The organism is Streptomyces sp. GLSS-08 (assembly GCF_056387915.1).
The window spans coordinates 636,335-662,382 of the sequence record NZ_JBWJAQ010000001.1; the positions used below are offsets into that span (position 1 = coordinate 636,335).

Sequence of the window (26,048 nt, forward strand, 5' to 3'; positions counted from 1 at the left end):
CGTCAGGATGCCGGTCGGGTCCGCGGTACCGTCACCGTCACCTGGAGACCGTGCGGCTCGTGACGGGCGTACGCGATCGAGCCGCCGCCCGCCGACAGCAGCGCCCGCGAGATGGACAGGCCGAGGCCCGAGCCCTTGATGTTCTGATGCCCGGCGCTGCGCCAGAAGCGGTCTCCGACGCGGGCGAGTTCCTCGTCGGTCAGACCCGGGCCGGCGTCGGTGACGGTCACCTTCGACATCCTGCCGTTCGACTCCACCACCACCTCGACGCCCGCGCCCTCGGGGGTGAACTTCAGCGCGTTGTCGATCACCGCGTCCAGGGCGCTGGACAGGGCGATCGGGTCGGCCCAGGCGGTGGTGGCCGGGCAGGTGCCGGTCAGCCGCACCCCCCTGCTGTCGGCGACCGGCCCCCAGGCCGCCACCCGCTCGGCCGCCAGCTCACCGATGTCGGTGAGACACAGGTCGGCCTCGGCGTGCTCGGCGAGCGCCAGGTCGAGCAGATCGTCCAGGACCTGGGCCAGGCGCTTGCCCTCGGTACGGACCGAGGCGATCTCCTCATTGCCCTCGGGCAGTTCGAGAGCGAGCAGCTCGATGCGCAGCAGCAACGCCGAGAGGGGGTTGCGCAGTTGGTGCGAGGCATCGGCGACGAAGGCGCGCTGCTGCTCCAGGACGTCCTCGACGTTGTCGGCCATCTCGTTGAACGACCGGGCCAGACGCCTGAGTTCCGGCGGTCCCCCGGCCGCCGCGACCCGGGACTTCAGCCGTCCGGTGGCGATGTCGTGGGTGGTGGCGTCCAGGATCCGCACGGGCTTGAGGACCCAGCCGGTCAGACGCAGCGCGGCACCGAGGGCGAGGAGCATGGCGGCGATCTCGCCCGCGCCGATCAGGAGCCAGCCGCGCAGTGTCCTCGAACGCAGCTGCCCGGTGGGCGAGTCGGTGACGACGACCGCGATGACGTCGCCGTCCCGGATGACGGGGGACGCGACGACGAGCCGGCGGCGCTGCCACGGCCATACCTGCTCGGGGTCGTGGCTGCGGCGTCCGAGGAACGCCTCGTCGAACGCGTCGCGGCCCTCGCCCTCCTCGGGCACGTACCAGCTCTCCGGGGCGTTGGCCATCGGCGCTTCGTCGTTGCGGTAGAAGACGCCCGCCTTGATGCCGTACACGTCGTTGTAGGTGCTGAGTTCCCTGCGGAGGATCTCGCGGCGCTCGTCGTCGGTGCCGACCCGGGAGCCGGTGGGGCGGTCGGTCACGAACTGCGCGAGGGCCGCGAAACGCGCGGTGTCGTCGATGCGGTCGACGACCACCTTCTGCTGCTGGGCGGCCGCCACACTCACGGCCAGCGGGATGCCGAGCGCGAGCAGCACGGCGGCCATCAGGACGATGAGCAGCGGGAGGAGGCGAGTGCGCACCGGTGCACGCTACGACGCGGGAGCGACGAGCCGGTACCCGACTCCGCGCACGGTCTCGATCAGCGCGGGCATGCGCAGCTTGGCACGGAGGGAGGCGACGTGCACCTCCAGGGTGCGCCCGGTCCCCTCCCAGCTGGTGCGCCACACCTCGCTGATGATCTGCTCGCGGCGGAACACCACTCCGGGGCGCTGGGCCAGCAGCGCGAGCAGGTCGAACTCCTTGCGCGTCAGCTGGACGACCGAGCCGTCGACGCTGACCTGGCGGGTGGGGAGTTCGATGCGTACGGCGCCGAGCCGCAGGGCGCTCTCGCCGGTGGCCGAGGCGTCCTCGGGGACGGTGCGCCGGGCGACCGCGTGGATACGGGCCAGCAGTTCACCGGTGTCGTACGGCTTGACCACGTAGTCGTCGGCGCCGAGGTTGAGCCCGTGGATCCGGGACCGCACGTCGGCGCGGGCGGTGACCATGATCACCGGGGTGCTGGTCCGCTTGCGGATCTTGCCGCAGACCTCGTAGCCGTCCTGGTCGGGCAGCCCCAGGTCGAGCAGGACCACGCCGAATCCGGGGCCCTCCGGGACCAGCGCCTGCAGGGCTTCCTCGCCGCTGCGGGCGTGCGTGACGTGGAAGCCGTGCCGTGCCAGGACGGCGGACAGGGCGGCGGCGACGTGGTTGTCGTCCTCGACGAGGAGCAGTCTCATCTTCCGGCCCCCTCCGGTTCATCGGTCGTACGGTCTCAGCTCGGTCGGTGGGCACACGCGTGTGCACCCTGGCAGTCACGCCGATGGACGACGACGGCGTCAAGGGAGTTCCGGTCGTGGGAGGCTTCCGTTACCCAGCCGGTACGCGCTCCGCCTGCCGCCGTCACTCCTGGTGTCCGGACGCTACCGGATCGTTATGCTCAATTTCCCCTCAGATGTAATGACGCTGGTCGCGCGGGGTCACTACTGTCCACCGAAACCGAGGAGGACGGAGCCCCAGAGCGATGACCGAAGTATCGGTGGCCAAGGACGCCGTGGCCGGGACCGACGACCTGGTCGTCCTGAAGAGCGTCAACAAGCACTTCGGCGCGTTGCACGTGCTCCAGGACATCGACCTGACGATCGCCCGTGGCGAGGTCGTCGTGGTCATCGGGCCCTCCGGGTCCGGGAAGTCCACCCTGTGCCGCACCATCAACCGCCTGGAGACGATCGACTCGGGCGACATCGCGATCGACGGCAAGCCGCTGCCCGAGGAGGGCAAGGCACTCGCCCGGCTGCGTGCCGACGTGGGCATGGTCTTCCAGTCCTTCAACCTCTTCGCGCACAAGACCGTGCTCGAGAACGTGATGCTGGGTCAGATCAAGGTCCGCAAGGCCGACAGGAAAGTCGCCGAGGAGAAGGCCCGCGGGCTGCTCGACCGCGTCGGCGTGGGCACGCAGGCGGACAAGTACCCCGCCCAGCTCTCCGGCGGCCAGCAGCAGCGGGTCGCGATCGCGCGGGCGCTGGCGATGGACCCGAAGGTCATGCTCTTCGACGAGCCGACCTCGGCACTCGACCCCGAGATGATCAACGAGGTCCTGGAGGTCATGCAGCAGCTCGCGCGGGACGGCATGACCATGGTCGTCGTCACCCACGAGATGGGCTTCGCTCGTTCGGCTGCCAACCGAGTGGTGTTCATGGCCGACGGACGCATCGTCGAAGAGGCTGTGCCGGACCAGTTCTTCAGCAACCCCCGCAGCGACCGGGCCAAGGACTTCCTGTCGAAGATCCTGCACCACTGACGGCCCGCATCTTCCCGTCACCGACGGCCCGTATCTCTTCATCACTCAAAGGATGTTCCACATGAAGCTCCGCAAGGTCACCGCCGCCTCGGCCGCCGTGCTCGCTCTCGCCCTGTCCGCCACCGCGTGCGGCAGCGACGACAAGGACGACAGCGGCTCGGGCTCCAGCGGCGGCGGCACGATCAAGATCGGCATCAAGTACGACCAGCCCGGCCTCGGCCTGAAGGAGCCGGACGGGTCCTTCTCCGGCTTCGACGTGGACGTCGCCACCTACGTGGCCAAGGAGCTCGGCTACAAGGACGACAAGATCGAGTTCGTCGAGACCAAGAGCGCCGACCGCGAGAACGCGCTGGCCCGCGGCGACGTCAAGTTCATCGCGGCCACCTACTCGATCAACGACGAGCGCAAGCAGAAGGTCGACTTCGCCGGCCCCTACCTGCTGGCCCACCAGGACCTGCTGCTCAAGGCGGACTCCAAGATCACCAAGGGTACGGACCTCAACGGCAAGAAGCTGTGTTCCGTGACGGGGTCCACCTCGGCGCAGAACGTCCAGAAGACCATCGCGCCGAAGGCCCAGCTGCAGCAGCGCGGCGGTTACTCGGAGTGCATCGCCGGCCTGCAGAGCGGTGCCGTGGACGCGGTGACGACCGACGACTCGATCCTCGCGGGCTTCGCCGCGCAGGACAAGTACAAGGGCCAGTTCAAGCTCGCGGGCCTCAAGCTCAGCAACGAGAACTACGGCATCGGCATCAAGAAGGGCGACGCCGCGACCGAGAAGAAGATCAACGACGCTCTCGAGAAGATGGTCAGCAGCGGCGCCTGGAAGAAGGCCGTGGAGGCGAACTTCGGTCCGGCCAACTACAAGAACGAGCAGGCCCCGAAGATCGGCGTCATCGTCAAGTAACGCAGGTCACGCAGGGTTTCTGCAGGCGCGCCGCCGCCCGCCGCGATCACGGCGGCGGCGCGCCGCGCCCGCCCCGTAGCCACGTACTCCACACACCCGGAAGCGCGGGAGATCGTGTTCGACTTTCTTGAAGGTTACGACGTCCTCGGGGCGTTCTGGATGACGGTGAAACTCACCGCCCTCTCCGCCGTGGGCTCCCTGGTCTGGGGCACCCTGCTCGCCGCGATGCGGGTCAGTCCGGTCCCGTTGATGCGTGGGTTCGGCACCGCCTACGTGAACATCGTCCGGAACATCCCGCTGACCGTCATCATCGTCTTCACCTCCCTGGGCCTCGCCGACATCTTCGGTATGACGATGGGCGTGCCCGACGACTTCGATGCCCTGAGCTTCCGGCTGGCGGTGCTCGGACTGGTCGCGTACACCGCGTGCTTCGTCTGCGAGGCGATCCGCTCCGGTATCAACACCGTGCCCGTCGGGCAGGCCGAGGCCGCACGCGCCCTCGGTCTGAGTTTCAGCCAGGTGCTGTGGTACATCGTCCTGCCGCAGGCCTTCCGCTCGGTGATCGGCCCCCTGGCGAACGTCCTGATCGCGCTCACCAAGAACACCACCGTGGCCGCCGCGATCGGCGTCGCCGAGGCAGCTCTCCTGATGAAGAAGATGATCGAGAACGAGGCCCAGACACTCGCCATCGGCGCGGTGTTCGCGCTCGGTTTCGTCCTATTGACCCTGCCCACCGGTCTCATCCTGGGCTGGCTGAGCAAGCGACTGGCGGTGAAGCGATGACCTCCGTCCTCTACGACGCTCCCGGCCCCCGCGCCAAGCGGCGCAACGTGATCTTCTCGGTGGTCTTCTTCGTCCTGCTCGCCCTGGTCCTGTGGTGGATCTGGGTGACCATGAGCGACAAGGGACAGCTGAAGTGGTCGCTGTGGGAGCCGTTCACCACGTCCCAGGCCTGGACGACCTATCTGCTGCCGGGTCTGGCGAACACCCTGAAGGCCGCGGCGCTTGCCATGGTCATCGCTCTTCCGCTGGGCGCGTTCTTCGGTATCGCCCGCCTGTCCGACCACCGGTGGGTACGCATCCCCGCCGGTGCGGTGGTGGAGTTCTTCCGCTCCATCCCGGTGCTGCTGCTGATGCTCTTCGTCTACGAGCTCTACGTCCGCTCCGCGGGCATCAGCAGCGAGGACCGGCCGCTCTACGCGGTGGTCACCGGCCTGGTGCTCTACAACGCCTCGGTGCTCGCCGAGATCGTCCGGGCCGGCATCCTCTCCCTGCCCAAGGGACAGTCGGAGGCCGCCATGGCGGTCGGCCTGCGCAAGAGCCAGACGATGACCAGCATCCTGCTTCCGCAGGCCGTCACCGCGATGCTGCCGGCCATCGTCAGCCAGCTCGTCGTCATCGTGAAGGACACCGCGCTCGGCGGTGTGATGATCGGATTCACCGAACTGCTCAACTCGCGCGCGACGCTGGCTGCCAACTACGCCAACGTCATCCCGAGTTTCATCGTGGTGGCCCTCATCTACATCGTGCTGAACTTCATCCTCACCACCTTCGCGAGCTGGCTGGAGGGCAGGCTGCGGCGCAGCAAGAAGGGCACGGGCGCGGTTCTCGGGGCCAAGGACGTGGACGAGCTCAACGCCGCCGAGGTGGGCGGCGGTTTCGGGACCGGCGCTTCCGCTTGATCGGACGGACGGATCTCCGGGCGGCCGGCGGCGCCATCACGACGCCTGCTCACCGTCGCCCGGAGTTCCGCGTCCGCCGTCGAGGGACGCCCGGGCGGGCACATCCGCCCTGTCGGCAGCCGGCGTGAGGCAGCCCCGGGACAACCGTCCAGCCGAAGGCCGCCCTACGTCACCATCGCCACGGAACCGTTGCGGCACGCCGACTCGGCCTCGATCCCCTCATCGCGTGCCGACCGGTCGTGGAGCCACTGCCTCCGTCACTTGACGCAAGCACCGGCAATGGGTTGCATACGTTCTGTGATCGTGCACCCCGCTCCAACTGCCTGTTTCCGTACGTCGTCGAGGACACCGCTCCGGGCAGGGGGCACCGCGTCATGGACCCGGTGATCATCGTCGGCGCGGGGCCCGTGGGGCTTGCGCTCGCCCTGGCGCTGGCCCGCCACGAAGTCCCCTCCGTGATCCTCGACGAAGGCCCGGGCAACGACGAACAACGGTTGGCACGCACCGTCGTACTGCGCGAGGACACCGCCGCGCTCGTCGACCGGCTGACCGGGTTCCCGCTGGACGCGGACGGCTGCCGTTGGGCCGGATGGCGGTCGATGCGGCGCAAGCAGGTGATGCGCGAGATCAGTTTCGACGGGGACGGCAGGGTGGTGCCGGGAAGCGTCGCGCGGGGCCCCGGCGGTGCCGAAGTCCCGGCGCCGGGGCCGGTTTCAACGCGAGGTGCCGTCGGCGCGAGCGGCTTCGGCGGTGCACAGGAGGCCGGCGGCGCGGGAGGCTTCGGCGGCCCGCGGCTGCTCGGCGGCGCCGACCTGTTGGCCCCACTGCACATCGCGCAGCACGTCCTGACCGCCGCCCTGCGCGAGGCCGTCACGGGCGAGCCGCTCATCAAGGTCGCCGTGAACAGCCGGCTGGACGCTGTCGAGCAGGACACGTCAGGAGTCACCGCCCACACCCGCGGCCCCCACGGCACCTGGTGGCGCGGCAGTCACCTCGTCGGCTGCGACGGCCCGCGCTCGACCGTCCGCAAGCTCCAGGACATCCGCTTCCCGGGCCGTACGGCCGTGGAGCGGCACGCCGTCGCCGCGCTGCGCACGGAGCTTCCCTGGCCCGGGGAGGCGGTGCTGCACCGGATGCCCCCGTGGCGGACGTCGGGTCCCTCGGCGGGCGAGGTGACCGGACGTCCCCTCCCGGACGGGGTGTGGCGGCTGGACTGGCTGCTGCCGCCCGGGAAGGACCTGGTCACCCCCGAACTGCTGGTGGCCCGCATCAGGGAGACCCTCGGCGGCTGGAGCGGCGGCTCCCCACCGCCGTACGAACTGCTCGACACCGGTGTCCACACCGTCCACCACCGTCTCGCCCGCCGGTGGCGCGTCGGCCGGGTCTTCCTCGCCGGGGACGCCGCGCACCTCCTCGGCGCGCTCGGCACCCAGGGCCTCGACGAAGGCCTGCGGGACGCCGACAACCTCGCGTGGAAGCTCGCGCTGGCCTGGCATCACGGACCGCACGAGGCGCTGCTCGACAGCTATCAGGCGGAACGCCGCGCCGTCGTGGCCGCCCGGCTGCGCGCCGCCGACCAGGCACTGCCGGTCCTGCGCGGGGGCGGTGGACTGCGTTCGTACGTCCCCGGGTCGGCCCGCGGGCACGACGCGCTGCTCACCGACGGCCACCTGGGGCGCGGACCACTGGGTGCGCCGGGAACGTACGGCGATTCACCGCTCGCGCCTGCGCACGCCGAGGCGACGGCCACGGTGGCCACGGCGCCGGGCGCGCCCGTGACCGATGTCCGGGTGACCGCGGAGGACGGTTCCTTCGTGCGGCTGCGGGACCGGCTGGGGCGCGCGGTGCTGCTGGTGGTGCTGATCGCGCCGGGGACGGGCGTGTGGGAGCGCAAGCACTGGGTGTCGGCCGGGATCATGCCCCGGCTCGCGGCCGCCGTCACGGCGCTGCCGCATCCTGCCGAGCTGCTGGTCGCGGAGAGCTATCCGGGCGCGGCCGCGCACACCGTGCTGCTGGTCCGACCGGACGGCCACCTGGTCACGGCCCTGAGCGGGGTCCGCCCTGCCGACCTCTACGCCGCCGCGGAGGCGGCCCTGGGCGGACCGGCGAAGGCCGGAGGCGATGCGGATGCGGATGCGGATGCGACGGCGGAAGCGACGGCCAGCCGGCGCTGAAGCCGGGCTCGGGCAGTTCGGGCAGGGCTAGGGCAGGGCTGGGGCCTGGCTCGGGCCTGGCTCGGGCCTGGCTCGGGCCGGACCGGGCTCGGATGAAGCCGATCGGGTTCGATCAGGGCTTGGGCCGGTTCCGGTCGGGTGCGGGTCGGTCCGGGCTCGCATCAAGCCCATCGGGTTCAATCAGGCTTCTGGCCAGGCGCGGGCAGGGTTTTGGCCGGGCGGGTGCCCTACTCCCGGTGAGCGTCCGGGCTCGTCCGGGAACCCTCCGCACCCTCCGAGTCGCCGCGCGGTCCACATACTGACAGTGAGTTGAACAGCCCGCCCGGTCATGGTGTACTCGCGAGCGTGACCTACACCTGCGTGCATCTGTGGCGGAGGGTCCATATGGACCTCGTCCGCTATGCGGGCTGCGTGTGTCGTCCGTCCTGCTGAATTCGCCTCCTCTTCCTGCGTGCCCACCGTCCGCGGTGCGGCACGCGACCACGCGAAAAGCCCAGGACGGTACCCGTGTCTGTGTCACCTTCTGTCTCCGCACCCCCGCACACCCCCACCCAGGCCGAACTGCTGGACTTCGTGCGCCGCACCGCCGCTGACGCCGCACTGATCGCCTCCCTGCCCCTCGACCCCGAAGGCCGCACCTGGGTGCGCCTCGAGGGCCCCGGCGGCAGCGAGGCCTGGCTGATCGGCTGGCCCCCCGGCACCGGAACCGGCTGGCACGACCACGCCGACTCGGTCGGCGCCTTCCTCACCGCGTCGGGGGAGCTCAAGGAGAACTCACTGGCCGCCCGGCTGCCGACCGACGGCTGGCGGACCCTGGAACTCACCGAAGGCGTGGACCACGAGCGGCACCTGACGGCCGGCAAGGGCCGCGCCTTCGGCCGGCACCATGTGCACGAGGTGCTCAACGAGTCCACCGAGGAGCACGCGATCTCCGTCCACGCGTACTATCCGCCCCTGCCGCAGATCCGCCGCTACAGCCGTACTGGCCAGGTGCTGCGCCTCGAGCAGGTCGAACGTCCGGAGGACTGGCAGTGAGCGCGCATCCCGAACGCCCGGTGGGCATCGACGAGTTGCTGGAGCGGGTCCGCGAAGGGCTCGACCGGGTGTCGGCCGAGGAGGCGCACACTGCCGCCGGGGCGGGCGAGGCACTGCTGGTCGACATCAGGTACGCGGCCCTGCGCGAGCGTGACGGACTGATCCCCGGCGCCCTCGTCGTCGAGCGCAACGAACTGGAGTGGCGTCTCGACCCCCAGGGCAGCCACCGCGCCCCGGAGGCCACGAGCCACGATCTGCGGGTCGTGGTCGTCTGCAACGAGGGCTACGCGTCGAGTCTCGCAGCGGACTCCCTCCAGCAGTTGGGACTGCACCGGGCCACCGACCTGGTCGGTGGTTTCCAGGCGTGGAAGGCGGCCGGGTTCCCCGTGACAGCCCCCTCGGACGAGGAGACGGCGACGTCGTCGGCGGTACCGGCGTCGTAGACGGGCGTACCGGCGTCGTACGCGAGGACGGGCGTCCCTGGTCGTAGGGGGGCGCTCGCCTCTGCGTACTGCGTTCCCGGACTGAGGGTCGGTATGTGGCCGGACCCCGGCGAGGCAGGCGGCGTCCCCCCGGAGGTGTCTGGGACGGACCGCCGTCCAGCACCCGCTAGGGAACGGGCGGCATTCACCACGCGTCGCCGCGAGCAGACCGTCCCCAGTCCCCCTCGGGAGGTCAGAAACCCTCCTGCCCCAGTCCCTCCGTGTCCTCGCCCTCTTCTTCCAGCGCCTGTCGGACCACTCGTAGGGCCATGCCCTCGGAGTAGCCCTTGCGGGCGAGCATGCCGGCGAGGCGGCGCAGCCGCTTGTCGCGGTCGAGGCCGCGCGTGGAGCGCAGCTTGCGGGCCACGAGGTCGCGCGCGGTCGTTTCCTCCTGCTCGGGGTCGAGCTGCCCGACGGCCTCGTCGATCAGCGTCGAGTCCACCCCCTTCGTCCTCAGCTCACGCGCGAGTGCCCGCCTGGCCAGCCCTCGGCCGTGGTGCCGGGACTCCACCCAGGCTTCCGCGAAGGCACCGTCGTTGATCAGTCCGACCTCCTCGAACCGGGACAGCACCTCCTCCGCCACGTCATCGGGGATCTCTCGCTTGCGCAACGCGTCCGCGAGCTGCTTTCGCGTGCGCGGGGTCCCGGTGAGCAGGCGCAGGCAGATCGCCCGCGCCTGCTCAGCCGGGTCCCGCGGGGGCTCCCCCTGCTCGGCCCTCGACGAGAAAGGGGGGCCTCCGTCCTGGGGGCCGGAGGAGTCGCCGGAAGGATCGCCGAAGCCCCCGCGGCGTCGACGGCCACGGCTTGGTCCGCCCCCGCGCGGACCCCCGTCGCCCCCGTACCGGCCACCGCCGCGGCGCGGGCCACCCGACGGCGGTCCCCCGCCGTCCGCAGGCTCCGCCCCGTCGCCCGAACCGGCGCCGTACGGCCCGTCACTGCCGTGGTCGTCGCCGTAGCCCTCGCGGCCCTTCCACCCGTCGCCGTCCGGGGACGGGGTGCCGTCCCTGGGGGGCAGCTGCCCTTCGGGGGCGACGGGTCGGACGTACTCGGCCCAGTCGGTTCGCCGTGTCACGGACTAGCTCTTCGCCGCCGCGGCCTTGGACTTGGCGGTCTTGGCCGCGGGGGCCGGCACCGTCTTCGCGGCGTCGTCCGCAGCGGCCGGGACCACCGCGTCCGCACCCGGCTCGGCGGGCTTCTCCGGCTTCACACCGACGCCGAGCTTCTCCAGGATCTTCTTCTCGATCTCGTCGGCGAGGTCGGGGTTGTCCTTGAGGAAGTTGCGCGCGTTCTCCTTGCCCTGGCCGAGCTGGTCACCCTCGTACGTGTACCAGGCGCCGGCCTTGCGCACGAAGCCGTTCTCCACGCCCATGTCGATCAGGCCGCCCTCGCGGCTGATGCCGTGCCCGTAGAGGATGTCGAACTCGGCCTGCTTGAAGGGCGGCGCGACCTTGTTCTTGACGACCTTGACGCGGGTGCGGTTGCCGACCGCGTCGGTGCCGTCCTTCAGCGTCTCGATGCGGCGGATGTCGAGACGCACCGAGGCGTAGAACTTCAGCGCCCGGCCACCGGTGGTGGTCTCCGGGGAGCCGAACATCACGCCGATCTTCTCGCGGAGCTGGTTGATGAAGATCGCGGTGGTCTTCGACTGGTTCAGCGCGCTGGTGATCTTGCGGAGGGCCTGGCTCATCAGACGGGCCTGGAGACCCACGTGCGAGTCGCCCATCTCGCCCTCGATCTCCGCACGCGGCACCAGGGCGGCGACGGAGTCGATGACGATGAGGTCCAGCGCGCCGGAGCGCACCAGCATGTCGACGATCTCGAGGGCCTGCTCGCCGTTGTCCGGCTGGGACAGGATGAGGTTGTCGATGTCGACGCCGAGCTTCTTCGCGTACTCCGGGTCGAGGGCGTGCTCCGCGTCCACGAACGCGACCTGGCCGCCCGCCCGCTGCGCGTTGGCCACCGCGTGCAGGGTCAGGGTCGTCTTACCGGAGGACTCCGGTCCGTACACCTCCACCACTCGGCCGCGGGGCAGGCCGCCCACGCCGAGGGCGACGTCGAGCGCGGTCGACCCGGTGGGGATGACCTCGATGGGCTCGTTCGGCCGCTCGCCCAGGCGCATCACCGCGCCCTTGCCGAATTGCCGTTCAATCTGTGCGAGCGCGGCGTCCAACGCCTTCTCGCGGTCGGTTCCTGCCATGGGTTCCACCCGATTTGCTTGAGTCGATCGCTTCACGTCAAAGACGCTAACGCCTGCCACTGACAATGCGCCTCGACGCCCGCCCGCCCTGTGGATAACTCGGACACTTCTGCCTGAAATCCCCGCCGAAATCCCTGCCGGAGACTCCATAAGAATGGATGTTCGATTTTAGTGTCAAGCGCACCACCTGGCTGCGCGGCGACCGGACGGCCGCCCTCCACCGCGTCCCGGGCGCGCCCCCGCTGTCCGTCCCCGCGTGCCCGGACAGCGACTGGATCACGCCTCGGCGCACAATCCGGCCTCCGCGCGCAACTACGGGGCGGGCTCCTTCCCGGACTCCGTCTCCCGTCGCGTACGCACAGTCCGCGCGCGCTTCAGGAGGCTGCCCGGCCGCCGCCCCCGGTGCCCGTGGACCCGCGGGTCGTCCGTGACGTCGTACCGCTTCACGTAGGCGCCCAGGAACGCCTGGAGCGTCGCGACGGCCGGGATGGCGATCAGTGCGCCGACGGCACCGAGGAGGGCGGTGCCCGCGATGACCGAGCCGAAGGCCACCGCGGGGTGGATGTCCACGGTCTTGGAGGTCAGCTTGGGTTGCAGCATGTAGTTCTCGAACTGCTGGTAGACCACGACGAAGAGCAGCACCCAGAGCGCGTACCAGGGGTTGACCGTGAAGGCGATCAGCATCGGCAGCGCGCCCGCCAGATAGGTGCCGATGGTGGGGAGGAACTGGGACACCAGGCCGACCCAGACGGCGAGCACGGGCGCGTAGGGGATACCCAGGGCCTGCAGCAGGATGTAGTGCGCGACGCCGGAGACGAGCGCCATCAGACCGCGCGAGTACAGATACCCGCCCGTCTTGTTGACGGCGATCTCCCAGGCGCGCAGCACCTCGGCCTGGCGGGCCGGCGGCAGTACCGAGCAGAGTGCGCGTCGCAGCCGCGGCCCGTCGGCGGCGAAGTAGAACGAGAACAGCGCGATCGTCAGCAGCTGGAAGAGGCCGCCCAGGACCTGCGCGGACACGTCGAGGACGCCCGTGGCGCTGTTCTGCACGTACTTCCGCAGCCAGTCGGAGTGGACCAGGCCTTCCTGGATGTCCACCCGTCTGAGCTCGGTGTGGAAGGTTGCGTTGATCCAGTTGATGACCGAGTCGAGATACGCCGGGAAGCCCTCGACCATCTTGATGATCTGACCGGCGAGCATCGAGCCCAGCAGCGTGATGAAGCCGGCGGTCACGATCATCACGCCCAGGAAGACCAGGAAGGCGGCCAGTCCTCTGCGCATGCCGTGCGCGGCCATCCAGCTCACCGCGGGCTCGATGGCGAGCGCCAGGAAGAACGCGATGAGGATGTTGATCAGCAGACCGGTGAGCTGGTGGAACGCCCAACTGCCCAGCTGGAAGGCGGCGACCAGGGCAAGGGCCAGCACCATGGCGCGCGGCAGCCAGCGGGGCATGCGTCCGCCTCCCTCGGCGGCGTCCCCGGCCGGTGGGCCTGCGGGCGGCGTCGTACCGAGCGGCGACTGCTGCGGGGCGACCTGCGAGGTCTCGTCTGTCGGGGCCACGGAGCAAGTCTCGCCCACGCCACCGACAATCGGCCCCCACCGTCCGATCTCGTGACCCTTCAGCCGCTTCGGCTACGACTGCGCCGCTGACTTCGGCTTCGGCTACGACTGCGCCGCTGACTTCGGCTTCGGCCTTCACGGTCCCCGTCGCCCCACCCCCGGACCGGCTTCGGCTCCGGCTGCTTTCGCGGTCCCCGTCGCCCCACCTAGGACCGGCTCCGGCTGCCTCGCGTCAGCGGTTCTCGTGCGGGACGTTCATCGTCGCGCACACCGCGCGCCACACGTCCTTGGCCTCCCAGCCCGCGTCCAGCGCCTGGTGCACCGTGCGCCCGCCGAGCTCCGTCATCACGTGATCACGCGCGAAGGTGTCGGCGTACCCCGCTCCGAAGTGATCCGCCATTCGCTGCCAGAAGACCGTCAACCGCATGACTCCAGTATCCCGCCCCTGGGGGTGGGCCCCGGCCGGTACCCCTTGCCGGAAACGCTTTCCGTCCTACGGTCTGACCCATGGACGAATCAGGAGCATCCCCACTCCCCCCGTCGCCCCCGGCGCGGACCCCGCTCGCGCGCGCCGAGCACTTCGTCTGGCTCACCGCGCGCGTGCTGGAGCAGCGCCGGTTCGAGTACCACTTCCTCGACTGCGGCGACGACCGGGGCGCCGACGCGGTGGAGACGGCACTGGCCGCGTACCGCAACGAGGACGGGGGGTACGGTCACGCACTCGAGCCCGATCTGCGCGGCCCCGTGAGCCAGCCCCTGCACACGGCTCACGCGCTGCGCGTCCTGGACTCCGTCGGGCGGTGCGGCGGACAGCGGGTGGAGCGTGTCTGCCGCTATCTGACCTCCGTGGCGACACCGGACGGTGCCCTGCCAGCGATCCATCCCAGCCAGCGCGGCTATCCGGCCGCTCCGTTCGTGCCGGTCGTCGACGATCCGCCGAGCGACCTTCTCGCCACCGGCCCCGTGGTGGGTCTGCTGCACCGCAACGAGGTGTGGCACGCCTGGCTGTTCCGGGCCACCGACTTCTGCTGGCAGGCGGTGGAGTCCCTGGAGAAGTCCCATCCGTACGAGGTCGAGGCCGCGGTCGCCTTCCTGGACTCGGTGCCCGACCGTTCGCGCGCGGAGGCTGCCGCCGACCGGCTGGGCCGCCTCGTGCGCGAGCACGGGCTCGCGGTTCTGGACCCGGCGCGTCCTGCTGTGTACCCGGTGGCACCCGGTTACGCACCGGGCGAGCATCACTTCCCGTACGACTACGCGCGTACGCCGGACTCGCTCGCGCGCGCGTGGTTCACGGACGACGAGATGGCCCGCTCACTGGACCGGCTGACGGGCGAGCAGCAGGAGGACGGCGGCTGGCCGGTCCGCTGGCGCCAGTGGGCACCGGGCACGGCCCTGGAGTGCCGCCCCATGGTGACCATCGAGGCACTGCGCACCCTGCGGGCGTACGGGCGGGCCGTCGGCTGAGCCCGGAGTGGGCGTTTCGGACCGTGGCGGTCGGCCTGCGGCGGTCGGCCCGGGGCGGGGTCGTACGCGTGCGTGCGGCTGCGAGGCGCGGCGTCAGCCCGTCAGCGCCCGCACTCCCGCCGTCACCACCACGGCCGCCAGGACGACGAGGAGGAAGGGCGCCCGCAGGATCAGGGCCACCGCGGCCGCGGCGAGTCCGGCGGCCTTGGCGTCCAGCACCAGCGCGTGCCCGTCGGCGAAGGTCTGCTGGGCCGTGAGGGCGGAGAGGAGTGCGACCGGCAGGAGCGCCGCGAGGCGTTGGACGAGGGGGCGTTCCAGCAGCCCGGCGGGGACCAGCAGCCCGAGGAGTTTGACGAGGTAGCAGCCGACGGCGGTCGCGCCGATCGCGATCCAGATGTTCAACGTTCTTCTTTCTGTGCCTTCTCGGGTGCTGCCTGCGGTGCTGCCCGGTGTGCTTCCTCCGGCGCGTCCCGCGGTGCTGCCCGTTCTGTTTCCTGCTGTGCGTCGCCGGCGGTGGTCGTCGAGCGGCGTCCCGTCGCCCAGAGGACGGCGGGGGCGGCCAGGGCGGCCACCAGGACCGGCACCCCGGCGGGCAGGACGGGCAGGAGACCGAGCCCCAGGACGACGGCGAGGCCCGCCACCGTGCGCTCGGTTGCGGACTTGAGCATCGGTGCGAGAAGCGCCAGGAAGACGGCGGGCCCGGCGGCGTCCAGCCCCCACGCGTCCGTGTCGCCGATGGCTTCGGCACCGGCCGCGCCGAGCAGTGTGGTGAGGTTCCACAGTACGTAGAGGGTGAGTCCGGTGACCGTGAACCCGATGCGGACACCGCGCCGCGTGGGCTGGGCGAGGGCCACGGCCGTGGTCTCGTCGATGACCCACTGCGCGGCGAACGGCCGCACCGCGCGCGGGAGGGCCAGCAGTTGCGAGAGACGCAGTCCGTAGAAGGCGTTCCGCACGCCCAGGAAGAACGCTCCGGCAGCCGCCGTCAGCGGGTTGCCCCCGGCGGCGAGCGCGCCCACGAGGGCGAACTGCGAGGCCCCGGTGAACACCAGAAGGCTGAGCGCGCAGGTCTGCGGCAGCGTCAACCCGCTGCCCGCCGAGGTCACCCCGAAGGCGAAACCGGACAGTCCGACGGCGACCCCGACCCCGAGTGCGTCGCGCACGACGGCGGAGTCGGCCTTCTCGACCCGCTCAGCGCCCTGTCCGCCCCCTCCTTCCCGGCCTGCTTCACCCGCCTGCCGGTTCTGCCCGCCGTGGCGGTCCCGGCCGTCCCGGCCGCCGAGGTCGTCCGGTCCGTTCTGGCTGCGTATGTCCGCGGTCGCCGAATGTTCTCCCACGCACCCGACGATAGGGGCGGGTCTCCCTGCCGGTCTTGTACGTTCTTGCGCTCGCGCTGGTACGCGCCGGGAGGCACACCCACGATCCGGGTGAAGTGGCGGTTCAGGTGCGGCTGGTCGGTGAAGCCGACGGCGACGGCAGCCTCCACGGGGGCGGTACCGGCGTCCAGGAGGTGCCGTGCCCGTCGGACGCGGGCGTCGGTCAGCCAGGTGTGGGGCGGCATCCCGTAGGTGTCCCGGAACGCCCGCAGCAGCGCGAAGGGGCTGACGCCGAGATCGGCGGCGAGCCGCTCCAGGGACGGCGGATCGGTCATCCGCTCCTCCAGCACGGCACGCGCGCGTGCGGCGATGCGGGCACCCGCGGTGCGTACGACCCGGTGCGGCATCGGCCCGCCGTTCAGCCGCAGGAGCCGGGTCACCGCCACCCGCAGCAGGGTGTCCGCGGCGAGTGCGTTGCCCTCGTCTGCTGCCCGGAGCACCTGGTGGACCAGGCCGGCGGCGTACGGATCGGCCAGCACCGGACTCGTGAAGCCGGGGGTTCCACGGATGGCCGTGGTCTCGGCGGCGATCTCCGCCACCAGTCCGGGCGACGGGTACACCGCCCCGTACCGCCAGCCTTCGGGAACGCCGGCGCGGCCCGTGTGCGGAGTGTCCGGATTGACCAGGGCCAGGGAGCCGGGGCCCGCGTACCGGTCGGCGCCGCCGTGGTGGAAGACCTCGACGCCTTCGGCGATGGCGGCGATCACGAAGTTCTCGTGGGTGTGCCGCACGAAGATCTTCTCGACGTAGCTGGCCCGCAGCAGGTCGACACCGGGCAGTTCCGCGTACTGCCAGTGCCGTGCCCGCTCCCCGGAACCCGCCATGTCCTCCATTCTGCGCCACGCGCCGAGGCCGCTCCGGGCGGTGCGAAGCGGGCGGACGGCCACGGGCGAGGCTCAGCGGACCGCCGCCGGGGACCGGGCCCGACGACGGGTCGGACCGGCCCAGGAGCGGGTTGCCGGCGCCCCGCGCCGCCCGGCGATCTGTCCACGCCGCATCCACACCCCGTTTTCGCAGGTCAGGCGCATTGTCAGTGGTCGGGTGCAGGATGGACGCATGGCCAGTTCTGCACACCGAGCCCTCGAGGGCTTCTCCCCCGCGACCCGTGGCTGGTTCACGGGGGCCTTCTCCGCGCCCACCGCGGCCCAGGCCGGGGCGTGGAAGGCGACCCGTGAGGGCTCGGACGTGCTCGTGGTCGCCCCGACCGGCTCCGGCAAGACCCTTGCCGCCTTCCTCGCCGCACTCGACCAGCTGGCCTCGACCCCGCCACCGGCCGACCCGAAGAAGCGCTGCCGGGTGCTGTACGTGTCACCGCTCAAGGCCCTCGCCGTCGACGTGGAGCGCAACCTGCGCAGTCCCCTGACCGGCATTCGGCAGGAGGCGGTCCGGCTCGGCCTGCCCGAGCCGGAGGTGAAGGTGGGCATCCGCTCCGGAGACACCAGTCCCGCCGAGCGCCGGGCCCTGTCCACCCGCCCGCCCGACATCCTGATCACGACGCCGGAGTCGCTGTTCCTGATGCTGACGTCGGCCACGCGCGACGCGCTGACCGGCATCGAGACGGTGATCCTGGACGAGGTGCACGCCGTCGCGGGCACCAAGCGGGGTGCGCATCTGGCGCTCTCCCTGGAGCGTCTCGACGAGCTGCTGCCCAGGCCCGCACGCCGGATCGGCCTGTCGGCGACGGTGCGCCCGGTCGACGAGGTCGCGCGCTACCTGTCACCGCGCCGCAAGGTGGAGATCGTCCAGCCGCCGTCGGGCAAGGAGTTCGACCTCTCCGTCGTCGTCCCGGTGGAGGATCTCGGCGAGCTGGGCGGGTCCCCGGTCGCCGACGGCAAAGAGGGCGCCGAGAAGCCCTCCATCTGGCCGCACGTCGAGGAGCGGATCACCGACCTCGTCCTGGCCCACCGCTCGACGATCGTGTTCGCCAACTCCCGGCGCCTGGCGGAGAGGCTGTGCAACCGGCTCAACGAGATCGCCTACGAGCGGGCGACCGGCGAGCCCCTGGACGAGCACCACTCCCCGGCCGAGCTGATGGGCGGATCGGGCGCGGCCCAGGGTGCCCCCACGGTCATCGCCCGCGCCCACCACGGATCGGTCTCCAAGGAGCAGCGCGCGCTCGTCGAGGAGGACCTCAAGGCGGGGCGCCTGCCCGCGGTCGTCGCGACGTCCAGTCTCGAGCTGGGCATCGACATGGGTGCGGTGGACCTGGTCATCCAGGTGGAGTCGCCCCCCTCCGTGGCCTCCGGCCTCCAGCGCGTGGGCCGGGCCGGTCACCAGGTGGGCGCGGTCTCCACGGGCGTCGTCTTCCCGAAGTACCGGGGCGACCTCGTCCAGGCCGCCGTGGTCACCGAGCGGATGCGGACCGGCTCGATCGAGTCCCTCCGGGTCCCAGCCAACCCGCTGGACGTGCTGGCCCAGCAGATCGTCGCCATGACCGCCCTCGACACCTGGCAGTTCGACGACCTCCTCGCCACGGTCCGCCGCGCCGCGCCCTTCGCCGCGCTCCCGGAGTCGGCGTTCACGGCCGTGCTCGACATGCTCGCGGGCCGCTATCCGTCGGACGCCTTCGCGGAGCTGCGTCCGCGCGTGGTGTGGGACCGGGTCGCCGGCACGATCACCGGCCGCCCCGGCGCCCAGCGCCTCGCCGTCACCTCCGGGGGCACGATTCCGGACCGCGGTCTCTTCGGCGTGTTCCTCGCGGGCGCCGATCCCAAGAAGGGCGGCGGCCGGGTCGGTGAGCTCGACGAGGAGATGGTCTACGAGTCCCGGGTCGGTGACGTGTTCACGCTCGGCACCAGCTCCTGGCGCATCGAGGACATCACCCGCGACCGCGTCCTGGTCTCGCCCGCGCCCGGCGTCCCCGGCCGGCTGCCGTTCTGGAAGGGCGACCAGCTGGGCCGCCCCCTCGAGCTGGGGCGCGCGCTCGGCGCGTTCCTCCGCGAGGTCGGTTCCCTCTCCAAGGAGGACGCCCGTCTGCGGCTCCTGGCCGCCGGACTCGACGACTGGGCCACGGTCAACGTCCTGTCGTACCTGGCCGAGCAGCGTGAGGCCTGCGGGCACATCCCGGACGACCGCACCATCGTCGTGGAGCGGTTCCGTGACGAACTGGGCGACTGGCGGGTCGTCGTGCACTCCCCGTTCGGTGCCCAGGTGCACGCTCCCTGGGCGCTCGCGCTCGGCGCCAAGCTGTCCGAGCGGTACGGCATGGACGCCCAGGTCATGCACGCCGACGACGGCATCGTGCTGCGGCTGCCCGACGCCGACCTGATGGGCCTGGACCTCCTCGACCAGGAGCCCGTCAAGCTCGGCAGGGAGTACGACGCCGAGCGGGCCCCCGTCGGCGCCGCGGACGTCATCTTCGACAAGGGCGAGGTCGACCAGGTCGTCACCGACCAGGTCGGCGGCTCGGCGCTGTTCGCGTCGCGGTTCCGCGAGTGCGCCGCCCGCGCGCTGCTGCTGCCGCGCCGCAGTCCCGGCAAGCGCACTCCGTTGTGGCAGCAGCGTCAGCGAGCGGCCCAGCTGCTCCAGGTGGCGAGCGAGTTCGGCTCCTTCCCCATCGTCCTGGAGGCGGTCCGCGAATGCCTCCAGGACGTCTTCGACGTGCCGGGCCTCACGGAACTGATGGGCGACATCGAGTCCCGCAAGGTGCGCCTGGTCGAGGTCACCACTGCGGAGCCGTCACCGTTCGCCCGCTCGCTGCTGTTCGGTTACGTCGCCCAGTTCCTGTACGAGGGCGACTCGCCCCTCGCCGAGCGCCGCGCCGCCGCCCTGTCCCTGGACTCCCGGCTGCTGGCCGAGCTGCTCGGCCAGGCGGAGCTGCGGGAGCTGCTCGACGCCGACGTGCTGACCGAGCTGGAGCAGGAGCTCCAGTGGCTCACCGAGGACCGCCGCATCAAGGACGTGGAAGGCGTCGCGGACCTGCTGCGCGTGCTCGGCCCGCTCACGGACGCCGAACTGGCCGAGCGCGGCGCCGAACCGCAGTGGGCCCGGGATCTGGCCGGGGCCCGTCGCGCCATCGGGGTCCGGGTCGCGGGGACCGACCACTGGTCGGCGATCGAGGACGCCGGCCGCCTGCGCGACGCGCTGGGCACGGCACTGCCCGTCGGTGTCCCGGAGGCCTTCACCGAGCCGGTGAAGGACCCGCTGGGTGATCTCCTCGCCCGGTTCGCCCGGACCCACGGCCCGTTCACGTCCGCCGCCGCCGCGGCCCGCTTCGGGCTCGGCACGGCCGTCACCGAGGGGGCGTTGCAGCGGCTCGCGGCCAACGGACGTGTCGTGCAGGGGGAGTTCCATCCGGCGGGCATCGGTCAGGAGTGGTGCGACGCGGCCGTCCTGCGCCGGCTGCGACGCCGGTCCCTGGCCGCCCTGCGCCACGAGCTGGAGCCGGTGCCGCCCGCCGCGCTCGCCCAGTTCCTGCCCCAGTGGCAGCACGTCGACAGCGGGCACGGCCTTCGCGGTGTCGACGGACTGGTCCGTGCCGTCGAGCAGTTGCAGGGCGCGTCGGTGCCGGCGTCCGCCCTGGAGAAGCTGGTCCTGCCGTCCCGCGTCGCGAACTACACACCCGCGATGCTCGACGAGCTCACCGCCGCCGGGGAAGTCGTCTGGGCCGGCGCCGGCGCACTGCCCGGAAAGGACGGCTGGGTCTCGCTCTACCTGGCGGACGCGGCCCCGCTCCTCCTGCCGTCACCGCACCCGCTGGAGCTGACCGCCCTCCACGAGTCCGTCCTGGCCACCCTCTCCGGAGGCTACGGACTGTTCTTCCGCCAGATCGCCGACCAGGTCCGCGCCACCACCCATCCCGACGTCACCGATCCCCAACTGGCCGACGCCGTCTGGGACCTGGCCTGGTCCGGCCGCCTGACGAACGACACCCTCGCGCCGATGCGTTCCGTCCTGGGCTCGGGGCGCACCGCCGGTTCCACGGCCCACCGCGCGAAGCGCTCGGTCCCGCGCGGCCGGTACGGCTCCCTGACCGGCGCGGCGCGCCCGCAGTCCCGTACGGGCCCCCCGACCGTCGCCGGCCGCTGGTCGCTGCTGCCCGACCACGAGGCCGATCCGACGGTGCGCGCCCACGCCCTGGCCCGCACTCTGCTCGACCGCCACGGGGTGGTGACCCGGGGCGCCGTCGCCGCGGAGGGCGTCGAGGGCGGCTTCTCCGCGGTCTACCGCATCCTGTCCGCCTTCGAGGAGACCGGGCAGGCCCGTCGCGGCTACGTGGTGGAAGGCCTCGGTGCCGCGCAGTTCGCGATGGACGGTGCGGTGGACCGGCTGCGCGCGGCCGCGAACGCGCGTGACCGGGGCGAAGCGCTGCCTGCCCAGGGCTTCTCGTCCGGCTTCCCGGCCGCGGATCCCGGTTACCAGCCCGATTTCGCCAAGGGATCCCGGGGCGGTTCCGACTTCCGGTCGGACTTCGTCGCCGAGTCCCGAGGCGGCCCCGCCTCCCCCGCGACGGACGGAGGCGCCCCCGGGTTCGGTCCTGACCTCGTCCCCGACTTCCCCGGCGACTTCGCCGGACCCTCCGGCTCGCCCGACCACTTCGGCGAGCCCCCCAGCGCCCCCGACTCCCCCGACTCCCCCGACGGTCCGGCAGGATCCGGCTTCCCCCGTGATTTTGGCGCCCCCGGCGACTTCACCTTCCCGGGCGACCTCGCCACGCCGAACGGGGCCGACCCGTTCGCCACCGGCGCCCGTTCGGCGGGCCCGGGCTTCCCCGGCCGCCCCACCGGAAGCCGCGGCCACGCGAACGGCTCCTATGCGAACGGCGGCGGGCCCGGCGGCCGGAACCGGTCGAACGGAACCTCCCGGGCTGTGGTCCTCGCAGCCGCCGACCCCGCGAACGCGTACGGCGCGGCGCTGTCCTGGCCCGAGCCCCCGACGGGCGCCGGACACAAACCGGGCCGCAAGGCCGGCTCCCTGGTCGTCCTGGTCGACGGCGAGCTGACCCTCTACATGGAGCGAGGAGGCAAGACCCTGCTGGCCTGGCCGTCCGCGCCCGAGACCGACGCCACGGACGATCCGCGCCTGCGGGCTGCCGCGGAGGCCCTCTCCACGACCGCCCGGGCAGGTTCCCTCGGCACGGTCACCGTCGAGCGGGTCAATGGTGCCTCGGCCCTCACCTCCCCCTTCGGCACCCTCCTGGAGGCAGCGGGTTTCATCGCGAACCCGCGCGGCCTGCGCATCCGCGCATGAGTGAGCCGGCGCCACCGGCGTTGTCCCCCGGCCCGTGCCACCCCAACCCGTGCCACCCCGACCCGTGCCACCCCCGACCCGTGCCACCCTTGAATGCATGCCTGAAGGAGACACCGTCTGGCAGACGGCGAAGCGACTGCACATCGCCCTCGCGGGCAAGGTGCTGACCCACGCCGACCTGCGCGTGCCCAAGTTCGCCACGGCCGATCTCACCGGCCGCGCCGTCCTGGACGTCACGCCGCGCGGAAAGCACCTCCTCACCCGGATCGAAGGCGGCCTGACGCTCCACTCACACCTGCGTATGGACGGCTCCTGGAAGGTGTTCGAGAACGGGCGGCGCTGGTCCGGCGGCCCCGCCCACCAGATCCGCGCCGTCCTCGGCAACGCGGACCGCACGGCCGTCGGCTACCGGCTCCCCGTACTGGAGCTGTTGCGCACCGCAGACGAGGACCGTGCCGTCGGCCACCTCGGTCCGGACCTCCTGGGCCCTGACTGGGACCCCGACACGGCCCTGGCCAACCTGTCGCGCGAGCCCGGCCGGGCCCTCGGCGAGGCCCTGCTCGACCAGCGCAATCTCGCCGGAATCGGCAACGTCTTCAAGAGCGAGCTGTGCTTCCTCCTCGGCGTCACCCCCTGGCTGCCCGTCGGCGAGCTTCCCGCCGAGCGCACCGCCTACCTGCCGGCGCTCGCCCAGAAACTCCTCGAGGTCAACAGGGAACGCCCCAACCGCCAGACCACGGGCCTGCGCGAGCAGCGGCTGTTCGTGTACGGGCGGGCGTCCCGTCCCTGCCTGCGGTGCGGGACCCGTATCCGTCTGGCCAACCAGGGCGACGGCTCCCGCGAGCGCCCCACCTACTGGTGCCCGTCCTGCCAGACGGGCCCCACACCGCCGCGCACGCCCCCCCGGGCCGCGGGACCCTCGACCCGCACCGCACCCCACTGAACCTCCGGTGGATCACAGCCCCTCCGGGAACGGCCACAGCCGGCGGCACCGCACCCGACCAGGCGGACCCCGAACCGCATCCGGCAGCACCCGGACCCCACCCGGCGCACCCCCGCACACCCAGGCCCCGCATCCCGCACCACCCCAGCCGGCACAGCACACCCCACCCCGTACGACTCCATCCCGCACACGGAATTGACGCCCCGTCAGAAAAACTCGTACCTTCCTTGCATGCCCCTCACGGCGTACGACCTCACCGGCCGCACGGCCTTCGTCACCGGCGCCGCGAGCGGTATCGGCCGTGCCTGTGCCGTCCTGCTCGCCCGGGCGGGAGCCGGGGTGCACTGCGCGGACCGCGACGACGAGGGCCTGCACGAGACGGCAACCCTGATCGAGGACGAGGGCGGTACCGCCCGCATCCACCGGCTCGACGTGACCGACCGGACCGCACTCCGGAAGGCTGTCGACTCCTGCGAGCGGCTCGACGTCATGGCGGCGGTCGCGGGGATCATGCACAGCAGTCCGGTCCTGGAGACGCGGGAAGAGGACCTCGACCGGGTGTGGAGCGTCAACTTCAAGGGCGTGCTGTACGCCTGCCAGGAGGCCGCTCGCCACATGATCGCGCGGCGGGTGCGGGGCAGCATCGTCACGATGGCTTCCGGCGCCGTCGACACCGGCGGGCCCGGCCTGCTGTGCTACGGCGTGTCGAAGGCGGCCGTCGTCCAGCTCACCAGGACGCTGGCGACGGAGACCGGCCCGCACGGGATCCGCGTGAACGCGGTGGCGCCCGGCTGGGTCCGCACGCCCATGACCGGGCGGCACGGGCAGGCGCAGGCGCACACCGAGGCGTTCATGGCCCGGATGTCACCCCTGGGCCGGGTCGGCGAACCCGAGGACGTCGCCCACGCCGTCCTCCACCTGGCCTCCGACGCCTCGTCTTTCACCACGGGACAGATCCTCCGCCCGAACGGCGGCGTGGCCATGCCCTGGTGACCCACGGACGGTGGACGGGGGTGCGGGACAGCCACGCATGCCCCCTCCTGCGTGGGCGTGCGGCGAATCAAAAGCGGCGCCCGGCCATCCGGCGGCCACGTCAGGGCACCCCAACGCCCCGCCCCCCGCGGTGGTGCAGCACGTCCAACGCCTCCCGCGATGTTGCAGCACCCTCCAACGCCCCCGCTGTGTTGCAGCACCCCCCGGCGCGCCTCGCATCCCGTGCCCTACCTCCCCCGCCCTCCCCCGGACCTTCGTCGCCCCGTCCCGGCCGTCCCGGGACTCCGTATCGCCTTCTGGTCCGCGACCACCGCCCGTGCAGCCCGCGCCTTCGGCGCGCAGTGCACGGGCAGCAGGCCCAGCCCCCACCCTCCGGCCGCGACGGCTCCCTCCCACACCCCTGCGTCAGGAGCCAGCGCGAGCCGGAGGATCCCCCACCACCACAGCCCCCCGAGCGTCAGCGTCGCCCCCCAGCGCGCTATCCGCCCTGCCATGGCGGCCACCTCCGGCCCGACGCTAGACCGCCGCTCTCGCCGGCCGGGAGGGCGCACCACCGGCACAGAGGCGCACCGCACGCACACACGCGCCTCTTCCTGCCAGGACCCCGGCGCGCCGCGGCATCGGACGCGGGGCGTTCTCCTCCACGCGCCCATGACGCGCCCTGCCCACGGACGCGCGCGGGTTCCCGCACCCGCGGGGCCCGCCGCGGCCCCGTGCCCGGCGGGTTCCGGCGCCCGGCGAGCCCCCGTGGTCCGGATCGCCCGCGCTTCACTCCGGCCTCAGCCGTTCTCCGCCTGGAACATCCAGTGGTGCTTCTCCAGATCCGCGGTGATTCCGATGAGGAGGTCCTGGCTGACGGGGTCCGGGTTCTCGGTCGACTTCACTCGCTCCCGCATCCGCGTGATCACGGCGCCCAGCGCTTCGACGAGCGTCCCGACGGCGTCCGCGTCCTTGACCCAGCCGTCGGTGACGGTCCCGATCCCGCTGCCGGCGGCGACCGTCGCCGCGCGGCCGTCGGGTGAGACGCCCAGCGCCGAGGCCCGCTCGGCCACCGTGTCGGAGTGCAGCCGCGCACTGGCCACCACGTCGTCCAGCTGGAGATGGACGGACCGGAAGCGCGGCCCGACCACGTTCCAGTGGACCTGCTTGGCCACCAGGGAGAGGTCAACCAGGTCGACCAGCGCGCCCTGCAGTGCCTCGGACACGATCTTCAGGTCCGCGTCGGACAACGGGCTCTTCACGACGTACATCCGAATCCTCCGATTCAAGATCACTCAGTACGGCCCCGAGCCACCGCCTCTCCACCATGACCGCCCCGGGGCACACCGGCAAACGGGGTTCCGCCGCGCCCGCGGCAAAGCGAGAGCCCCGGCCGGTCCCCTCCGGGTCTCCCCGGAGAAGCCCCGGCCGGGGCTCTCGCTGACGTGGTGCAGTGCCGACCGCGAGGTCGTGAACGCTAGGCCGCGACGACGTCGACGGCCTCGGCGGGTGCCTTGATCGTGACCCGTTCCGGTGGCACACCGGTCACGGATACGGAATTGAGCATCGGGCGACGCACCGGTGCGGGCACCGGTTCGGTGGCAGCAGCCGACTGTGCCAGCTCGGCGAGGGCGAGCTCGTCGCTCACTTCCCGCATGAGCTCGGACATCCGTACGTCAAGCGCGTCGCAGATCGCGGAGAGCAGCTCGGAGGATGCCTCCTTCTGCCCCCGCTCCACCTCGGAGAGATAGCCGAGTGAGACTCGGGCGGACGAGGAGACTTCGCGCAGAGTACGGCCCTGGCGCTGGCGCTGCCGACGCAGCACGTCACCCAGCAGGCGACGGAGCAGAATCATCGGTGGCTCCCTCCTCGGACCGCGTAGCCGCATCCTTCACGCCCCA

The 26,048-nt window shown here is 71.9% G+C and carries 23 protein-coding genes; 12 read left to right on the plus strand and 11 right to left on the minus strand.

What is annotated here, in order from left to right:
• Positions 1-2: 2 nt before the first annotated feature.
• On the minus strand, positions 3-1,412 hold the full coding sequence (locus tag AC0ZLC_RS02535) for a sensor histidine kinase (RefSeq protein ID WP_476750168.1): 1,410 nt from the start codon (positions 1,410-1,412) through the stop codon (positions 3-5).
• A gap of 9 nt (positions 1,413-1,421) precedes the next feature.
• Positions 1,422-2,108 carry a response regulator transcription factor gene (locus AC0ZLC_RS02540; protein ID WP_476750169.1) on the minus strand — a complete coding sequence of 229 codons (687 nt, stop codon included), beginning with the start codon at positions 2,106-2,108 and terminating at the stop codon, positions 1,422-1,424.
• A 284-nt stretch (positions 2,109-2,392) separates the two neighbouring features.
• On the opposite strand from AC0ZLC_RS02540, the gene AC0ZLC_RS02545 reads away from it, so the two are divergent.
• From AC0ZLC_RS02545 to AC0ZLC_RS02580, 8 genes are all read left to right on the plus strand, one after another.
• Positions 2,393-3,169 carry an amino acid ABC transporter ATP-binding protein gene (locus AC0ZLC_RS02545; RefSeq protein WP_476750170.1) on the plus strand — a complete coding sequence of 259 codons (777 nt, stop codon included), beginning with the start codon at positions 2,393-2,395 and terminating at the stop codon, positions 3,167-3,169.
• Between the two features lie 61 nt (positions 3,170-3,230).
• Positions 3,231-4,073, plus strand: coding sequence for a glutamate ABC transporter substrate-binding protein (locus AC0ZLC_RS02550; protein WP_476750171.1), 843 nt, complete (start codon positions 3,231-3,233; stop codon positions 4,071-4,073).
• A gap of 114 nt (positions 4,074-4,187) precedes the next feature.
• A complete protein-coding gene (locus AC0ZLC_RS02555; RefSeq protein WP_476750172.1) occupies positions 4,188-4,856 on the plus strand; it encodes an amino acid ABC transporter permease in 669 nt (222 codons plus the stop codon).
• Positions 4,853-5,755 carry an amino acid ABC transporter permease gene (locus tag AC0ZLC_RS02560; RefSeq protein ID WP_476750173.1) on the plus strand — a complete coding sequence of 301 codons (903 nt, stop codon included), beginning with the start codon at positions 4,853-4,855 and terminating at the stop codon, positions 5,753-5,755. Before AC0ZLC_RS02555 ends, AC0ZLC_RS02560 begins: the two co-directional genes overlap by 4 nt.
• 374 nt (positions 5,756-6,129) lie before the next feature.
• The gene (locus tag AC0ZLC_RS02565) at positions 6,130-7,929 is read left to right on the plus strand and encodes an FAD-dependent monooxygenase (RefSeq protein WP_476750174.1); all 1,800 of its coding nucleotides are present in this window, start codon (positions 6,130-6,132) and stop codon (positions 7,927-7,929) included.
• Positions 7,930-8,289: 360 nt separating this feature from the next.
• Entirely contained in the window at positions 8,290-8,361 is a 72-nt protein-coding gene (locus tag AC0ZLC_RS02570) for a putative leader peptide (protein WP_311710492.1), read from the plus strand.
• Positions 8,362-8,436: 75 nt separating this feature from the next.
• Complete coding sequence (locus AC0ZLC_RS02575) at positions 8,437-8,964, plus strand: cupin domain-containing protein (RefSeq protein ID WP_476750175.1); 528 nt, start codon at positions 8,437-8,439, stop codon at positions 8,962-8,964.
• Positions 8,961-9,407, plus strand: a complete 447-nt coding sequence (locus AC0ZLC_RS02580) for a rhodanese-like domain-containing protein (protein WP_476750176.1) — start codon at positions 8,961-8,963, stop codon at positions 9,405-9,407. The genes AC0ZLC_RS02575 and AC0ZLC_RS02580 overlap by 4 nt, the downstream gene beginning before the upstream one ends.
• 232 nt (positions 9,408-9,639) lie before the next feature.
• Here the strand turns inward: AC0ZLC_RS02580 and recX are convergent, their stop codons facing one another.
• The 4 genes from recX to AC0ZLC_RS02600 form a co-directional block, all read right to left on the minus strand.
• Positions 9,640-10,518, minus strand: a complete 879-nt coding sequence (recX, locus tag AC0ZLC_RS02585) for a recombination regulator RecX (protein ID WP_476750177.1) — start codon at positions 10,516-10,518, stop codon at positions 9,640-9,642.
• Positions 10,519-10,521: 3 nt separating this feature from the next.
• A complete protein-coding gene (gene recA / locus AC0ZLC_RS02590; protein WP_476750178.1) occupies positions 10,522-11,643 on the minus strand; it encodes a recombinase RecA in 1,122 nt (373 codons plus the stop codon).
• A 312-nt stretch (positions 11,644-11,955) separates the two neighbouring features.
• Positions 11,956-13,203, minus strand: a complete 1,248-nt coding sequence (locus AC0ZLC_RS02595; RefSeq protein ID WP_476750179.1) for an AI-2E family transporter — start codon at positions 13,201-13,203, stop codon at positions 11,956-11,958.
• A 232-nt stretch (positions 13,204-13,435) separates the two neighbouring features.
• Positions 13,436-13,630, minus strand: a complete 195-nt coding sequence (locus AC0ZLC_RS02600; protein WP_358851426.1) for a DUF3046 domain-containing protein — start codon at positions 13,628-13,630, stop codon at positions 13,436-13,438.
• Between the two features lie 80 nt (positions 13,631-13,710).
• Between AC0ZLC_RS02600 and AC0ZLC_RS02605 the strand changes: the two genes are divergently transcribed.
• Entirely contained in the window at positions 13,711-14,667 is a 957-nt protein-coding gene (locus AC0ZLC_RS02605) for a hypothetical protein (protein ID WP_476750180.1), read from the plus strand.
• Between the two features lie 93 nt (positions 14,668-14,760).
• Here the strand turns inward: AC0ZLC_RS02605 and AC0ZLC_RS02610 are convergent, their stop codons facing one another.
• The 3 genes from AC0ZLC_RS02610 to AC0ZLC_RS02620 are packed head-to-tail and all read right to left on the minus strand — an operon-like array spanning position 14,761 to position 16,867.
• Positions 14,761-15,069, minus strand: coding sequence for an AzlD domain-containing protein (locus AC0ZLC_RS02610; protein WP_476750181.1), 309 nt, complete (start codon positions 15,067-15,069; stop codon positions 14,761-14,763).
• Entirely contained in the window at positions 15,066-15,830 is a 765-nt protein-coding gene (locus AC0ZLC_RS02615) for an AzlC family ABC transporter permease (RefSeq protein WP_476750182.1), read from the minus strand. Before AC0ZLC_RS02615 ends, AC0ZLC_RS02610 begins: the two co-directional genes overlap by 4 nt.
• Positions 15,770-16,867: an AraC family transcriptional regulator gene (locus tag AC0ZLC_RS02620; protein ID WP_476750183.1), complete on the minus strand. Its 1,098-nt coding sequence runs from the start codon at positions 16,865-16,867 to the stop codon at positions 15,770-15,772. Before AC0ZLC_RS02620 ends, AC0ZLC_RS02615 begins: the two co-directional genes overlap by 61 nt.
• A gap of 232 nt (positions 16,868-17,099) precedes the next feature.
• Between AC0ZLC_RS02620 and AC0ZLC_RS02625 the strand changes: the two genes are divergently transcribed.
• From AC0ZLC_RS02625 to AC0ZLC_RS02635, 3 genes are all read left to right on the plus strand, one after another.
• Positions 17,100-22,232: an ATP-dependent helicase gene (locus tag AC0ZLC_RS02625; protein WP_476750184.1), complete on the plus strand. Its 5,133-nt coding sequence runs from the start codon at positions 17,100-17,102 to the stop codon at positions 22,230-22,232.
• Positions 22,233-22,329: 97 nt separating this feature from the next.
• Entirely contained in the window at positions 22,330-23,175 is an 846-nt protein-coding gene (locus AC0ZLC_RS02630; RefSeq protein ID WP_476750185.1) for an Fpg/Nei family DNA glycosylase, read from the plus strand.
• A 231-nt stretch (positions 23,176-23,406) separates the two neighbouring features.
• Positions 23,407-24,168 carry an SDR family NAD(P)-dependent oxidoreductase gene (locus AC0ZLC_RS02635; RefSeq protein ID WP_476750186.1) on the plus strand — a complete coding sequence of 254 codons (762 nt, stop codon included), beginning with the start codon at positions 23,407-23,409 and terminating at the stop codon, positions 24,166-24,168.
• A 779-nt stretch (positions 24,169-24,947) separates the two neighbouring features.
• Here AC0ZLC_RS02635 and AC0ZLC_RS02640 read toward each other — a convergent pair.
• Positions 24,948-25,418, minus strand: coding sequence for a Dps family protein (locus AC0ZLC_RS02640; RefSeq protein ID WP_358855558.1), 471 nt, complete (start codon positions 25,416-25,418; stop codon positions 24,948-24,950).
• A 206-nt stretch (positions 25,419-25,624) separates the two neighbouring features.
• Positions 25,625-26,002, minus strand: a complete 378-nt coding sequence (locus AC0ZLC_RS02645; RefSeq protein WP_037620346.1) for a helix-turn-helix domain-containing protein — start codon at positions 26,000-26,002, stop codon at positions 25,625-25,627.
• Positions 26,003-26,048 lie beyond the last annotated feature (46 nt).

Bases quoted from the DNA above. Each gene is read 5' to 3' on its own strand.
- AC0ZLC_RS02540 (WP_476750169.1), bottom strand. From the start codon at position 2,108: ATGAGACTGCTCCTCGTCGAGGACGACAACCACGTCGCCGCCGCCCTG.
- AC0ZLC_RS02545 (WP_476750170.1), top strand. From the start codon at position 2,393: ATGACCGAAGTATCGGTGGCCAAGGACGCCGTGGCCGGGACCGACGAC.
- AC0ZLC_RS02550 (WP_476750171.1), top strand. From the start codon at position 3,231: ATGAAGCTCCGCAAGGTCACCGCCGCCTCGGCCGCCGTGCTCGCTCTC.
- AC0ZLC_RS02560 (WP_476750173.1), top strand. From the start codon at position 4,853: ATGACCTCCGTCCTCTACGACGCTCCCGGCCCCCGCGCCAAGCGGCGC.
- AC0ZLC_RS02565 (WP_476750174.1), top strand. From the start codon at position 6,130: ATGGACCCGGTGATCATCGTCGGCGCGGGGCCCGTGGGGCTTGCGCTC.
- recA (WP_476750178.1), bottom strand. From the start codon at position 11,643: ATGGCAGGAACCGACCGCGAGAAGGCGTTGGACGCCGCGCTCGCACAG.
- AC0ZLC_RS02600 (WP_358851426.1), bottom strand. From the start codon at position 13,630: ATGCGGTTGACGGTCTTCTGGCAGCGAATGGCGGATCACTTCGGAGCG.
- AC0ZLC_RS02605 (WP_476750180.1), top strand. From the start codon at position 13,711: ATGGACGAATCAGGAGCATCCCCACTCCCCCCGTCGCCCCCGGCGCGG.
- AC0ZLC_RS02620 (WP_476750183.1), bottom strand. From the start codon at position 16,867: ATGGCGGGTTCCGGGGAGCGGGCACGGCACTGGCAGTACGCGGAACTG.
- AC0ZLC_RS02625 (WP_476750184.1), top strand. From the start codon at position 17,100: ATGGCCAGTTCTGCACACCGAGCCCTCGAGGGCTTCTCCCCCGCGACC.
- AC0ZLC_RS02630 (WP_476750185.1), top strand. From the start codon at position 22,330: ATGCCTGAAGGAGACACCGTCTGGCAGACGGCGAAGCGACTGCACATC.
- AC0ZLC_RS02635 (WP_476750186.1), top strand. From the start codon at position 23,407: ATGCCCCTCACGGCGTACGACCTCACCGGCCGCACGGCCTTCGTCACC.
- AC0ZLC_RS02640 (WP_358855558.1), bottom strand. From the start codon at position 25,418: ATGTACGTCGTGAAGAGCCCGTTGTCCGACGCGGACCTGAAGATCGTG.
- AC0ZLC_RS02645 (WP_037620346.1), bottom strand. From the start codon at position 26,002: ATGATTCTGCTCCGTCGCCTGCTGGGTGACGTGCTGCGTCGGCAGCGC.